This window comes from Oricola nitratireducens (assembly GCF_014904745.1).
Lineage (GTDB): Bacteria > Pseudomonadota > Alphaproteobacteria > Rhizobiales > Rhizobiaceae > Oricola > Oricola nitratireducens.
On sequence record NZ_JACZCS010000050.1, the window covers coordinates 26648 to 40410 of the forward strand.

Consider the following 13763-nt stretch of genomic DNA (forward strand, 5'->3'; position numbering starts at 1 on the left):
CCGCGCCAGCCTGAGGAGAGACCTGAAGTGAACGCAAATCCGTCCCTCGGCCGCACCGACACGAACAAGGCCGTCTTTACCGTCGTTTTCGCGTTGAGCCTGTGCCATTTGCTCAACGACATGATGCAATCGATGCTGGCGGCCATCTATCCGATGCTGAAGACCAATTACGGCCTGACATTCGGCCAGATAGGTTTCCTGACTTTCGCCTTCCAGGTAACGGCTTCGCTCTTGCAGCCGCTGATCGGCGCCTACGCTGACAAGCGGCCGCTTACCTATTCGCTTCCCGTGGGCATGGCTTTCTCGCTCATCGGCCTTTTCGCGCTGGCCTTTGCCGGTCACTACGCCTTCCTGATCCTCGGGGCCTGCCTGATCGGCGTCGGATCGTCCGTCTTTCATCCCGAATCCTCGCGTGTCGCCCGCCTTGCCTCCGGGGGGCGCCACGGCACTGCCCAGTCGGTCTTCCAGGTGGGCGGCAATATCGGCCAGGCGTCCGGGCCGCTACTTGCCGCCTTCATCGTCGTGCAGTCGGGACAGACGAGCGTCGCATGGTTCTCGCTCGCCGCTCTTCTCGGCATCATCGTGCTGTCGCGCGTGAGCGCTTGGTACGGCGCGCATCGCAGGGCTTCGGCGCGCAAGGGGACCGTGGACCGGACATCGCCGTTTCCGGCGAAAACCGTGAGGCGCACGCTCCTCGTCCTCGTGATGCTGATGTTCTCGAAATTCGTCTACATGGCGAGCATGTCGAGCTATTTCATCTTCTTCCTGATGCATCGCTTCGGCATCGGCGTGCAGGTCGCCCAGATCCACCTCTTCCTTTTCATGGGTGCGGTGGCGTTCGGCACCCTGATCGGTGGCCCGCTCGCGGACCGTATCGGCACCAAGCGGGTGATCTGGGTGTCGATACTCGGCATCCTGCCCTTCACGCTGGCGCTGCCCTATGCGAGCCTCGCCTGGACGACGGTCCTGTCGATGATTATCGGCGTCACGCTCGCCTCCGCCTTTCCGTCGATCATCGTCTTCGCCCAGGAAATCCTGCCGGGCCGCGTCGGCATGGTTGCCGGCCTGTTTTTCGGCCTCGCCTTCGGCATGGGCGGCATTGCGGCCGCGGTGCTCGGCCAACTCGCCGACATTTACGGGATCGACTGGGTCTACTCGGTCTGCTCGTTCCTGCCGGCGATCGGACTTCTTGCGGTCTTTCTGCCTGACATCCGCCGGATGCAGGCGCCGGAGACGGCTCCCGCCGGAGCCTGAGCCCGGATCAGCCGGCGCGTTTCAGGAAATCCTGCGCGGCATGCGGCGCGCGAATCTTACCCTCGTGGATGAAGAAGACGAACACGTCGCGCGGCTTCTTCTCCGGTTTGCGTTCCGGCGCGGCGAGCGGCAGATCATCGGGCACGCCGCCTTCCGCCCAGATCAGGGCGCGCTTTGCCCATTGGTCCATCTGGTCTTCCGGATAGGCGGTGGGAATGGTGTCCTCGCCCTTCTGCAAGCGCGCATAGACGAAATCGGCGGTCACGTCGGCGATGGCCGGATAGGTGAAATGGTCGGCGTAGACGATCGCCGCGCCGTACCGGGCCGCAAGCGAAGCGAATTCCGGGACGGCGAAGCTGTCATGGCGCACCTCGAGCGCATGGCGCAATCGAACGCCGCCATCCTCCTTCGGCAACAGTTTCAGAAAAGCCTCGAAATCGGCGGGATCGAACTTTTTGGTCGGTGCGAACTGCCAGAGGATCGGGCCCAACTTGTCGCCGAGGCCGGAAAGGCGTTGAGCGAAGAATTTCTTCAGCGAGTCGCCCGCATCGGCGAGGATCTTGCGGTTGGTGACGAAGCGGTTGCCCTTGATGGCAAAGACGAAACCGTCCGGCGCATCGGCGCCCCATTTCGCGATGGTCTCGGGTTTCTGGCTGCCGTAATAGGTGGCGTTCACCTCGATCGTGGTGACATGGCGGCTGGCATATTCGAGCTGGCGCCGTTTCGGCAGGTCGTCCGGATAGAAGACGCCTTCCCAGGGTTGGAAGTTCCAGCCGCCCATGCCCGCTCGTATGATTCCGCGTTTGCTCATGCCACATGGTTGAACAAACGGAAAATGAGGGCAACCCGATTTCGAAGAGCCGGCCGGTGTCTCCAGCCGGCTCCTGCCATCTGTTGTTATTTTCCGATGTCTATCTTGCGCGACGGCGATTTGGCTTCCGCCTTTTTCGGCATTACGACTTTCAAAACGCCCTTGTCGAACTTGGCGCTGATCTTGTCCGCGTCGACGCGGTCGGGTACGGGCATCGACCGCTGGAAGGACCCGTAGCTGCGTTCGGTGACGTGGACATTGTCTTTTTCCTCGTCGCGCTCGTGCTTCTTCTCGCCCTTCAGCGTTATGACGCCTTCGCGCACGGTGAGGTCGACATCCTCCTCGGCGAGACCGGGGAGTTCGGCCGTCAGCGTGATCGCGTCATCGTTCTCGGTGACGTCGATCGCCGGATTGACGACGCCAGCGGGCAGGTTCGCCCAGGCTTTGCCCGGAGCCGGCCACCGGCGCTCGCCGCCGAAGAAGCTGCCGACAAGGTCATCCATCTCTTTGCGGAAATCGTCGAAAACCCCACCAGACCACATGGAAGGAACATTGCTTTTCTTGGATTCGGCCATGATTCACTCCTTTATGCTCCCGGCTCCTCCGGGAGTAGCCGGACCCTATTGCGGGTGGAGCGAAAAATCGTTGATCACCGTCAAATTCGGCCTGCGATGGATGAACGGCGTCGGATTATTCCGCCGCCTCGACCCGCTTCTGCGGGCGGCGTTCAAGCAGTTCGCGCAGGAACTGGCCGGTATAGGAGCGGGGCTCGTCGATCACCTGTTCGGGCGTGCCGGTCGCGACGATCTCGCCGCCGCCGTCGCCGCCTTCCGGACCCAGATCGATGATCCAGTCGGCCGTCTTGATGACTTCGAGATTGTGTTCGATGACGACGACCGTGTTGCCGGTGTCGACCAGTTCGTGCAGCACGTCGAGCAGCTTGGCGACGTCATGGAAATGCAGGCCGGTGGTCGGCTCGTCGAGGATGTAGAGCGTGCGGCCGGTCGCCCGGCGCGACAATTCCTTGGCAAGCTTGACGCGTTGCGCCTCGCCGCCGGACAGCGTCGTCGCCTGCTGGCCGATCTTGATATAGCCGAGGCCGACGCGTTTTAGCGTTTCCAGCTTGTCGCGCACAGCGGGAACGGCGGAGAAGAAGTCGACACCTTCCTCGACGGTCATTTCCAGCACGTCGGCAATCGATTTGCCCTTGAAGTGCACTTCCAGCGTCTCGCGGTTGTAGCGGTGCCCGTGGCAGACGTCGCAGGTGACGTAGACATCGGGCAGGAAGTGCATCTCGATCTTGATGACGCCGTCGCCCTGGCAGGCCTCGCAACGGCCGCCCTTGACGTTGAAGGAAAACCGGCCCGGCTGGTAGCCGCGCGCCTTGGCCTCGGGCAATTGCGCGAACCAGTCGCGAATGGGCGTGAAGGCGCCAGTATAGGTCGCCGGATTGGACCGCGGCGTGCGACCGATCGGCGACTGGTCGATGTCGATCACCTTGTCGAGGAGTTCGAGCCCGTCGATACGGTCGTATTCGGCGGGATTCTCGCGCGCGCCATTGATGCGCCGCGCGGCGGCCTTGTAGAGCGTCTCGATCAGGAAGGTCGACTTGCCGCCGCCGGAAACGCCGGTCACCGCGGTGAACAGGCCGAGCGGAATCTCCGCCGTCACGTCTTTCAGGTTGTTGCCGCGCGCGCCCGAAACCTTGATGGCGCGCTTCTTCTTCGGTTGGCGGCGCTCGGCGGGAATGGCAATGGCTTTCGCGCCAGTAAGGTACTGGCCGGTCAGCGAGGCCGAATCGGCCATGACGTCGTTCGGTGTGCCCGATGCGATGACACGCCCGCCATGAATGCCGGCCGCCGGACCAATGTCGACGACGTAGTCGGCGGTCAGGATCGCATCCTCGTCGTGCTCGACGACGATCACCGTATTGCCGAGATCGCGCAAATGCCGGAGCGTTTCGAGCAGGCGGGCATTGTCGCGCTGGTGCAGGCCGATGGAGGGCTCATCCAGAACGTAAAGCACGCCTGTCAGGCCCGAGCCGATCTGCGAGGCGAGACGGATGCGCTGGCTTTCACCGCCCGACAGGGTGCCGGAATTTCGCGAAAGCGTCAGGTAGTCGAGGCCGACATCGTTGAGAAACCGCAGCCGTTCGCGAATTTCCTTGAGGATGCGGTAGGCGATTTCCGCCTGTTTGTCCGAGAAGGTCTCCTCGACGCTATCGAACCATTTCACCGCATTGCGGATCGAGAATTCCGTGACTTCGGAGATGTGCTTGCCGCCGATCTTGACGGCGAGCGCCTCCGGCTTCAGGCGGTGGCCGTGGCAGACGGAACACGGCGTCGCCGACATGTAGCGCTCGATTTCCTCGCGCGCCCATGACGAATCCGTCTCCTTCCACCGGCGCTCAAGGTTCGGGATCACACCCTCGAAGGTTTTGGTGGTCTTGTAGGAGCGCAGGCCGTCGTCGTAGACGAAATCGATCTCGCGATCGCCGGTGCCGAGCAGGATCGCGTCCTGTGCTATTTCTGGCACGGACGACCATTTATCGGTGATCTTGAAGCCGTAGGCCTTGCCGAGCGCATCGAGTGTCTGACGGTAATAGGGCGAGGTGGATTTCGCCCAGGGCGCGATCGCCTCATGCAGCTTGGCTTCCCTTTCGGGCACGACGAGGTTGCGGTCGATCGTTTTCTGGACGCCGAGCCCGTCGCAGGACGGGCAGGCACCGAAGGGATTGTTGAACGAGAACAGGCGCGGTTCGATTTCCGGGATCGTGAAGCCGGAGACCGGGCATGCGAATTTTTCGGAAAACACCGTCCGTTCGTGGGTGTCGTTTTTCGACTTGTTGACCGCGTCGGCACCGGTATCCTCCGGCGGCAGGGGCTTGTCGGCGAATTCGGCGACTGCGAGGCCGTCGGCCAGGCGCAGGCAGGTCTCCAGGCTGTCGGCGAGACGGGCAGCGATATCGTCGCGAATGACGACACGGTCCACCACGACGTCGATATCGTGCTTGTATTTCTTGTCGAGGGCAGGGACGTCGGCGATCTCGTAGAAAGCGCCGTCGACCTTCACGCGCTGGAAGCCCTTTTTCATCAGCTCGGCGAACTCTTTGCGGTATTCGCCTTTGCGACCGCGCACGATCGGCGCGAGGATATAGAGGCGGGTGCCTTCATCCAGCGTCATCAGCCGGTCGACCATCTGGCTGACGGTCTGGCTTTCGATCGGCAGTCCCGTCGCGGGGGAAATCGGCACGCCGACGCGGGCGAACAGGAGGCGCATGTAGTCGTAGATCTCGGTAACGGTGCCAACCGTCGAGCGCGGATTGCGCGACGTCGTCTTCTGCTCGATCGAAATCGCCGGAGAGAGGCCGTCGATCTGGTCGACATCGGGCTTCTGCATCATCTCCAGGAACTGGCGCGCATAGGCCGACAGGCTTTCGACGTAGCGGCGCTGACCCTCGGCATAGATCGTGTCGAAGGCGAGCGACGATTTTCCCGATCCGGACATGCCGGTCATCACGATCAGCCGGTCACGCGGCAGATCGAGATCGACGTTCTTGAGGTTATGTTCGCGCGCACCGCGAATGGAGATGAATTTCTGATCACTCATGAAAGATGCCTATCGCGGCCGGCCCGCGTACTGCCCCTCATTTAAGCATGACTGACGGCTTGTCGAGAGAGGTTAGCCGATCTCTCCTGACTTTGCCCGACTCACAGCATGCATCTTGACAAAGTCATCGACGAAACCCTAGAACATTACAAGAACAAAAAAGACCCTGTGGACAGTGCAGGGCGGTGTGGAGCCTGCATGCGCGCTTGGATAGTGTGGGGTCCAATATTCAAAGCAAATCATGCAGGAGTGTTGGCGTCATGGCTGGCAGTGTGAACAAGGTTATTCTGGTCGGCAATCTGGGCGCCGATCCGGAAGTGCGGCGCATGAATTCGGGTGATGCGGTCGTCAATCTCTCGGTGGCGACTTCGGAAAGCTGGCGCGACAAGAATTCGGGCGAGCGCCGTGAGCGGACCGAATGGCACCGTGTCGTCATTTTCAACGAGAACCTCGCCAAGGTCGCCGAGAACTATCTCAAAAAGGGCGCCAAGGTTTACGTCGAGGGCCAGTTGCAGACGCGCAAATGGACCGACCAGAGCGGCCAGGACAAATACACGACGGAAATCGTGCTGCAGCGCTTCCGCGGCGATCTCCAGATGCTCGACAGCCGCGGCGAGGGCGAAGGCTCCTATGGCGGCGGCGGGGGCCGGCAGCAGGTGAGCGGGGGTTACGGCGGCGGCCAGGGCAATCAGGGCGGTCAGGGTGGCGGCGCGCCGTCCGGCAATGACGATTTCGTCCGCGACATGGACGACGAGATCCCGTTCTAGGGAGCGACTACGCGATGGCGCCGGCACGCAACGGATACGGGCGGGACGTATCGGCGCTGTCCATCGTCGTGGTCAGCGTCGCGGCGATCCTTGCAACGCTGACGCAGGTCTTTGCCGGCGAGGCCGATGTGGTTTCCGTAAATGCGCGCCAGCAGGGCGCAGGGACATGGCGGTTTGAGGTGACTGTCCGCCACGATGACGAAGGCTGGGACCACTATGCCGACCGCTGGATCGTCGCGGGTCGCGACGGCACCGTGTACGGCGAGCGGGTATTGCTGCATCCGCACGAGAACGAACAGCCCTTCACGCGGTCACAACCCGGCATTACCATTCCCGACACCGTCTCGACGGTCATCGTCAAGGCGCATGACAGCGTGCATGGATTTGGAGGCGCGGAAGTGACTATCGATCTCGACACGCTGCGCCAATGACCAAGTTGCGATCAACGCTTCGAACTCGTCCCGGCGGCTAGTCTTCGTTTCGTGTCCGCTGGAAGGCGTATCGCAGGGTGAATTGATCTATCGCCGTCCGGCATGCGTGATCGATGCGCCGCCGCATTCCCGGCTCGATATGGCGCGCGAAAAGCCAACTGATCAGAACGACGATCCCAATTCCGACAGACGGCGAGAAGAAACGGCCCAAACCTATCTGAAACAAGATGCCAATGATGAAGGCCCCCGAAATCTGATGGACAAGATATAACGGGTAGGTCATCAGCCCCAGTTGCCGTGCTATTTTCCTGTAGAACAGGGAGGGAGTTCGCAGGCGTTCCATCGGAATTGCACAGCCGATGACCGCGACTGCCGCCAGCCAGACGGAAATCGGAAGGATGGCGTTCTGGCCAAATTGGGTAACGCCTGCCGATGACAGGGAAAATGTGTGCAAGGCGGCCACGGAATCCAGTACGGCAAGATACAGGAAGATCGATCGCTCAAACCTGTTTCCCAAAACATATATTTCATGGAATATCATTCCGACGGCGAAGAATGATCCCGTCGTCAGAAGAAAGAACTTTGCCTTGTAGGATTCCGCGACTGCCTGAAGGATGCCTCCATCGGGCGCGCCGGGACCGTATTGCTGATAGAGGACGGCAATCCAGAACATGGTCGATAGAACCGTATAAAAGCGGACAATGCCGCCAATTCGCCTGTACACGTTAAAAAATATCGCGACGGCGATCACCGCGTAAAACAGCGCCTCGACCGTCAGAGTCCATATCGCGCCATCGATCCACGGTCCGCGCGGAAACAGTATGATTGACCGGAACCAACTGGCGATCGACTTGGAAGCGGGTACAGAGGACTCAGTCAGGATGACGATCAGCGCCAGTGCGGAAAACACGATGAGCGCGGGATAGATTCGTGAAAAGCGGCCAATCGCAAATTCCGAAGCCGATTTGTCGCTTGCCGACATCGCGATCACAAATCCGGAAATAACGAAGAAGACATAGACACCAACCCATCCCCACCACGTGTAGCTGACCAGTCCCGGATAGTTGAGCCAGTATCCGGCAATCTCGCCGATGCCGCCGATGGTTTCTTCTGTGCTCGCATAGAAAAAGTAATGATAAGCCACCACGCTCAACGCGGCCAGCAGTCGGAGAACATCCAAAATAACCACGGATTTCTGCGCGCCGGGGGGTGACAATCTAGGGGAATTGGAACTCACACGTCTGCCTTGATGGTTTTCTCAACCGATCAGACATCCGAAATCATGGGTTGTGTAAAGGCGGGAAAACGGCGTTGTCTTCTCGCGCGCGATAAGCCGATCGGACGAGGCGAGGAAGCTCCTCCGCTGTTTGACTGATCTTTACCGGCTCTTCCCTGTGCCGAAACGAACGAGGCGATCGGTTTCGTTGCGTATGCGATCAGGCTGCGATCAGCGCCTTGACGCCGTCGGCGACGAATTGCACGGCAAGCGCCGACAGGATGACGCCGAGCAGTCTCGTCAAAACCGTCCGTCCGGTGGCGCCGAGCAGTCCCTCGACGCGTTCGGCCAGCAGATAGACGCCGTAGGTCAATATGACGATCGCCAGGATGATGCCGATCAGGGCGGCGCGGTCGAGCGCGCTGGAGAATTCGCCCGAAAGCAGAATGGTGGCTGAAATGGCACCGGGGCCGGCCATTAGAGGAATGGCGAGCGGAAAGACGGAAACGCCGTGAATTTCATCCTGGGTAATGGCCCGCTTGGCGGTGTTTTCGTGCCGCTCCTGCCGGCGTTCGAAGACCATTTCGAAGGCAATCCAGAAAAGCAGCAGGCCGCCGGCGACGCGGAAGGCGGGAAGCGTGATGCCAAATAGCGACAGGACCACCGTTCCGGCCAGTGCGAACAGGATGAAAATACCGAAAGCGATGATGCTGGCGCGGAGCGCGACCTGGCGGCGCTCCGCCCGGTTCATGCCGGTCGTCACGGCGAGAAACAGCGGCGCGAGGCCGACCGGATCGATGGTGACGATCAGCGTCACGACCGCTTGTACGAGAAGATCGACGTTCATGTTTCTGCCTAACAGCTGGCTATGGTGCCCGGCAAGAGCGTCGATACGTCAACAAGGCGAGAAATCTGCGCTAAAACATTGGAAAAACTAGTGCGTTCGTTCGCTTTTTCGCGACCGTTCCGCTAATCTCCGGGCAATGATTCTGAACAACAAAGCAAGACTTCATTGAGCGACGAAACACCAATCGACGGTTCGGGCGAAAACGACGGCATCGAACCGGTCTCCATTCTTGAGGAAATGCAGCGGTCCTATCTCGATTACGCGATGAGCGTGATCGTGAGCCGGGCGCTGCCCGATGTCCGTGACGGACTGAAACCGGTCCACCGCCGCATCCTTTACGCGATGCACGAGGGCGGGTTCCACTGGAACCGCAAATACGTCAAATCGTCCCGCATCGTCGGCGACGTCATGGGTAAATATCACCCGCATGGCGACGCGGCAATCTACGACGCCATGGTGCGCATGGCGCAGGACTGGTCGTTGCGGGTGCCGCTTGTCGACGGTCAGGGCAATTTCGGCTCGATCGACGGCGATCCGCCGGCTGCGATGCGTTATACGGAGTCGCGGCTCGAGAAGGTCGCGCACGAGTTGCTGGAGGATATCGACAAGGACACAGTCGATTTCCAGGACAACTACGATGCTTCGGAAAGCGAGCCTGTTGTTCTGCCGGCGCGGTTTCCCAACCTTCTGGTCAATGGTTCCGGCGGCATTGCCGTGGGCATGGCGACCAATATCCCGCCGCACAATCTTTCCGAGGTCGTCGATGGCTGTATCGCGCTGATCGACGATCCCGCGATCACGTTGCCGCAGATCATGGAAATCATTCCCGGTCCGGATTTTCCGACCGGCGGCCTGGTGCTGGGCCGGTCCGGCATCCGGTCGGCCTACGAGACCGGCCGCGGCTCGATTGTCATGCGCGGCCGCGCCACTATCGAGCCACGCAGCGGCGATCGCGAATCCATCGTGATTACCGAGGTCCCTTACCAGGTCAACAAAGCCAGCATGATCGAGAAGATGGCCGAGCTGGTGCGCGACAAGCGTATCGAAGGCATTTCCGACATTCGTGACGAGTCCGACCGGCAAGGCTACCGGGTCGTGGTCGAATTGAAGCGCGATGTCGTCGCCGATGTCGTGCTGAACCAGCTCTACCGGTATACGCCGTTGCAGACATCGTTCGGCGCCAACATGGTGGCGCTGAATGGCGGCAAGCCCGAACAGATGAACCTGCTCGACATGCTGCGCGCCTTCGTCGCGTTTCGCGAAGTCGTCATAAGCCGTCGTACCAAATACCTGCTGCGAAAGGCACGGGACCGCGCGCATATCCTCGTCGGCCTCGCTATCGCTGTCGCGAATATTGACGAGGTGATTCACCTGATCCGCAACGCGCCGGACCCGGCGACGGCGCGCGAGCAGTTGATGACGCGCCGCTGGCCGGCAAAGGATGTTGCGCCGCTGATCCAGTTGATCGACGACCCGCGTCACGGCATCGATCCCGAAGACAACACCTATATGCTGTCCGAGGAACAGGCGCGAGCGATCCTCGACCTGCGCCTGCAGCGCCTGACGGCGCTCGGCCGCGACGAGATCGCCGACGAGTTGAACACGATCGGCGCGGAAATCCGCGACTATCTCGACATCCTGTCGTCGCGGGCGCGTGTTCAGCAGATCGTCAAGGACGAGCTGATCGCGGTACGTGACGAATTCGGAACGCCGCGGCGCACCGAGCTCGCCGAAGGCGGCCCGGACATGGACGACGAGGACCTGATCGCGCGTGAGGACATGGTCGTCACCTTCAGCCACCAGGGCTATATCAAGCGCGTTCCGCTGCAGACCTACCGCGCCCAGCGGCGAGGGGGCAAAGGGCGGTCCGGCATGGCGACCAAGGAGGAGGATTTCGTTACCCGTCTCTTCGTCGCCAATACGCATACGCCGATCCTGTTCTTCTCTTCGCGCGGCATCGTCTACAAGGAGAAGGTGTGGCGCCTGCCGATCGGTACGCCGCAGTCGCGCGGTAAGTTCCTGCGCAACATGCTGCCGCTGCAGGAAGACGAACGCATCACGACCATCATGCCGCTGCCCGAGGACGAGGACAGCTGGGGCGAACTGGACGTGATATTCGCGACGACGAATGGCACGGTCCGGCGCAACAAGCTGTCGGATTTCGTCCAGGTGAACCGCAACGGCAAGATCGCAATGAAACTGGAGGAAGACGGCGCCGAGATCCTGAATGTCGCGACCTGCTCCGAGAATGACGACGTACTGCTGACGACGTCGCTCGGCCAGTGCATCCGCTTCCCGGTCACCGATATCCGCGTCTTTGCCGGGCGCAATTCGGTCGGCGTGCGCGGCATTTCTCTCGGCGATGACGACAGCGTCATCTCGATGTCAATTCTCGGCCACAGCGATGCAACGCCGGCACAGCGAAACGCCTATCTGAAACAGGCCTCCGCGCTGCGCCGCCAGTCCGATGAGGATGAGGTCGAGGACGTTGCGCTGACCAATGAGGAAGCCGAGTCCGAGGAAGGCGCATTTGTCCTCTCCGAGGAACAATTCGCTGAAATGGCGGCGGCGGAAGAATTCGTGCTGACCGTCAGCGAATACGGTTCCGGCAAGCGCTCGTCTTCCTACGATTTCCGGGTGTCCGGACGAGGCGGCAAGGGCATTCGCGCCACCGACACGTCCAAGACAAGCGAGATCGGCACGCTGGTCGCCGCGTTCCCGGTCGATGACGCCGATCAGATCATGCTTGTCACGAATTCCGGCAAGGTGATCCGCGTTCCCGTCAACGGCATTCGTTTCGCCTCGCGCGCGACGAAGGGCGTGAAGATCTTCACAACCGCCGAAGGCGAACGGGTGGTGTCGGTCGAGCGCATCCGCGAGCCGGAGGATAACGGCGAAGAAGAAGGCACCGAAGAGCCCAATACGGAACAGCCCGATACCGAGTGACTCGGGTCCGGTGTTGTGGCTAAGTCGTCTGACGCGGTCACAACAACCGGAGGGCGAATACCTTGATCGATATCCAAGCCTGGCTGGCGTTCGCGATCGCCAGCTTCCTGATCGTCATCGTGCCTGGTCCGACCGTGACGGTCGTCATTGCGAATTCACTGCGGGCCGGAAGCCGGGCAGGGCTGCTCAATGTCGCCGGGACGCAGCTCGGTGTCATGATGATGATCGCGATTCTCGCTGTCGGCTTGAAGACGGTCGTCGCGGTTGTCGGAGAAGCCTTCCTGTTCCTGAAGGTCGCGGGTGCGCTCTACCTGATATGGCTGGGGATCAAGATGTGGCGTTCCGACGGAACGCTCGGCAGCGCCGACTCCGCGGTCAAGGTCCGCTCGCCCTGGGGCTATGTCTGGCAGGGTTTCGTGGTGATCTGGTCGAACCCGAAGGCGCTGTTCCTGTTCGGAGCGTTTATTCCGCAGTTCGTGTCGTCTTCGGGAAATCCGGCGATGCAAACGGTCGTGCTCGGCATGACGTTCGTCGTCGTGGCAACGATCTGCGACAGTGTTTATGCCTTTGCCGCGGGGCGGACGGGCGGTTGGCTCAACCGGCGCAACATACGTCTGGTCGAACGTATTTCCGGCTCATGCCTGATCGGCGGCGGTTTGTGGATGCTGGCTGCCAGACGCTCGGTCCAGTAGGCGACGATTTACCGGTCAGGACTACTTGGCGTCGCGGTTCGGCAGCAGGGCCGGGACGGCGAAAGCGGCGGTTACGATCATCATGGACAGTGCGAAGATGGCGATCATGGTTGTGTCTCCTTTGTTGAGACCGATAGAACCGCAAATGCGTCCGGGCCGATGTGCATTCCGTCACAGTGCCGCGCACGGGTTTCGAAACAGGATCGGGGGAGACCGGCATGCCAGCCACCCGACAGGGACTTAACGCAGCGGCCGCGCTATTGGTTGCATGCGCCATTATGGAGACCACGCCGGCGTACGCTTCCGACCAGATCCTTTGCAATGCTACCGACGGATCGGGGGCGTCGATCGAGATATCGATTGGCCATCTACCGGTGCTTTCCGTTATCGGCGCGACTGTCACTGACGGGTCCGGAACCTGGTCCACTAGCGCGACCGGTGATCAGCATCCGATGGTGTTCGGGCAGGGCTTCTCCGGCGGAAACCGGATCCTCGTCGACTTCACCGATCCGAAAATCGCGCGTATCGTCGTGTCGCTGCGTCTGTTCGAGGCCGCGGCCGACGAGGGCTACGCCGAAGCGGGGATACTGTCCTTCGAGGACAGGACGGTATTCCCGGTTCAGTGCGACAATGGCTAAGGCGCCGGGTCTCCGCCATCTTTCGCGCCGGACGAATCTGGGCTACAGGCTTCGGCCATGAACGAGCACATAGCAATCTACGGCGGATCCTTCGATCCCATCACAAACGGGCACCTCGACGTTTTGCGGGGCACTTTAGCGATCTTCGACAAGGTCATTGTCGCGATCGGCACGCATCCGGGGAAAAAGGGACTTTTCGACTTCGACGAACGCGTCGCGTTGATACGGCAAGTCATTGAAGAGGAGGGCCTGTCCGCCGGGAGCGTTGAGATTGTCTCCTTCGATGGGCTTTTGGTGGATTCGGCGCGCGAACACGGCGCCAAGGCGCTTGTGCGCGGCCTCAGGGACGGTACCGATCTCGATTACGAGATGCAGATGGCGGGCATGAACGAGATGATGGCGCCGGAACTGCAGACGGTATTTCTGCCGGCCAGTCCTTCGGTTCGCACGATTACCGCCACATTGGTACGCCAAATCGCATCGATGGGTGGCGATACGAGCCCGTTCGTGCCGACGTCCGTGCATACGGCGCTGCGCGCGAAATTCGACTAA

The 13763-nt window shown here is 61.0% G+C and carries 12 protein-coding genes; 7 read left to right on the plus strand and 5 right to left on the minus strand.

The genetic code is table 11. The annotated features are described in order from the left end of the window. Positions 1-27 precede the first annotated feature (27 nt). Positions 28-1254, plus strand: a complete 1227-nt coding sequence (locus tag IG169_RS20715; RefSeq protein ID WP_343225687.1) for an MFS transporter — start codon at positions 28-30, stop codon at positions 1252-1254. A 7-nt stretch (positions 1255-1261) separates the two neighbouring features. On the opposite strand, the gene IG169_RS20720 is transcribed toward IG169_RS20715, so the two are convergent. From IG169_RS20720 to uvrA, 3 genes are all read right to left on the minus strand, one after another. Beyond that, complete coding sequence (locus tag IG169_RS20720) at positions 1262-2065, minus strand: DUF72 domain-containing protein (RefSeq protein ID WP_193178172.1); 804 nt, start codon at positions 2063-2065, stop codon at positions 1262-1264. 86 nt (positions 2066-2151) lie between these two features. Continuing rightward, positions 2152-2640 (minus strand): Hsp20/alpha crystallin family protein, encoded by a 489-nt coding sequence (locus IG169_RS20725; protein ID WP_193178173.1) that lies wholly within the window; start codon positions 2638-2640, stop codon positions 2152-2154. Between the two features lie 115 nt (positions 2641-2755). Next, positions 2756-5674, minus strand: a complete 2919-nt coding sequence (gene uvrA, locus IG169_RS20730) for an excinuclease ABC subunit UvrA (RefSeq protein ID WP_193178174.1) — start codon at positions 5672-5674, stop codon at positions 2756-2758. Positions 5675-5934: 260 nt separating this feature from the next. Between uvrA and ssb the strand changes: the two genes are divergently transcribed. Next, complete coding sequence (gene ssb, locus IG169_RS20735) at positions 5935-6441, plus strand: single-stranded DNA-binding protein (protein WP_193178175.1); 507 nt, start codon at positions 5935-5937, stop codon at positions 6439-6441. 14 nt (positions 6442-6455) lie between these two features. Next, a complete protein-coding gene (locus tag IG169_RS20740) occupies positions 6456-6872 on the plus strand; it encodes a hypothetical protein (RefSeq protein ID WP_193178176.1) in 417 nt (138 codons plus the stop codon). 37 nt (positions 6873-6909) lie between these two features. Here the strand turns inward: IG169_RS20740 and IG169_RS20745 are convergent, their stop codons facing one another. Further along, positions 6910-8061: an acyltransferase family protein gene (locus IG169_RS20745; protein WP_193178177.1), complete on the minus strand. Its 1152-nt coding sequence runs from the start codon at positions 8059-8061 to the stop codon at positions 6910-6912. Positions 8062-8308: 247 nt separating this feature from the next. Further along, positions 8309-8935: a MarC family protein gene (locus tag IG169_RS20750; RefSeq protein ID WP_193178178.1), complete on the minus strand. Its 627-nt coding sequence runs from the start codon at positions 8933-8935 to the stop codon at positions 8309-8311. Positions 8936-9100: 165 nt separating this feature from the next. On the opposite strand from IG169_RS20750, the gene gyrA reads away from it, so the two are divergent. The 4 genes from gyrA to coaD all read left to right on the plus strand — a co-directional run bounded on the left by gyrA (position 9101) and on the right by coaD (position 13763). Continuing rightward, positions 9101-11881 (plus strand): DNA gyrase subunit A, encoded by a 2781-nt coding sequence (gene gyrA / locus IG169_RS20755; protein WP_193178179.1) that lies wholly within the window; start codon positions 9101-9103, stop codon positions 11879-11881. A gap of 62 nt (positions 11882-11943) precedes the next feature. Further along, on the plus strand, positions 11944-12573 hold the full coding sequence (locus tag IG169_RS20760) for a LysE family translocator (protein WP_210326129.1): 630 nt from the start codon (positions 11944-11946) through the stop codon (positions 12571-12573). 218 nt (positions 12574-12791) lie between these two features. Next, positions 12792-13211, plus strand: a complete 420-nt coding sequence (locus IG169_RS20765; RefSeq protein WP_193178180.1) for a hypothetical protein — start codon at positions 12792-12794, stop codon at positions 13209-13211. Positions 13212-13268: 57 nt separating this feature from the next. Beyond that, on the plus strand, positions 13269-13763 hold the full coding sequence (gene coaD, locus IG169_RS20770) for a pantetheine-phosphate adenylyltransferase (RefSeq protein ID WP_193178181.1): 495 nt from the start codon (positions 13269-13271) through the stop codon (positions 13761-13763).

What these genes read in the sequence shown, in the direction of transcription:
- IG169_RS20750 (WP_193178178.1), bottom strand. Translation starts at nt 8,935, where the DNA reads ATGAACGTCGATCTTCTCGTACAAGCGGTCGTGACGCTGATCGTCACC.
- IG169_RS20765 (WP_193178180.1), top strand. Translation starts at nt 12,792, where the DNA reads ATGCCAGCCACCCGACAGGGACTTAACGCAGCGGCCGCGCTATTGGTT.
- IG169_RS20720 (WP_193178172.1), bottom strand. Translation starts at nt 2,065, where the DNA reads ATGAGCAAACGCGGAATCATACGAGCGGGCATGGGCGGCTGGAACTTC.
- coaD (WP_193178181.1), top strand. Translation starts at nt 13,269, where the DNA reads ATGAACGAGCACATAGCAATCTACGGCGGATCCTTCGATCCCATCACA.
- uvrA (WP_193178174.1), bottom strand. Translation starts at nt 5,674, where the DNA reads ATGAGTGATCAGAAATTCATCTCCATTCGCGGTGCGCGCGAACATAAC.
- IG169_RS20725 (WP_193178173.1), bottom strand. Translation starts at nt 2,640, where the DNA reads ATGGCCGAATCCAAGAAAAGCAATGTTCCTTCCATGTGGTCTGGTGGG.
- IG169_RS20740 (WP_193178176.1), top strand. Translation starts at nt 6,456, where the DNA reads ATGGCGCCGGCACGCAACGGATACGGGCGGGACGTATCGGCGCTGTCC.
- ssb (WP_193178175.1), top strand. Translation starts at nt 5,935, where the DNA reads ATGGCTGGCAGTGTGAACAAGGTTATTCTGGTCGGCAATCTGGGCGCC.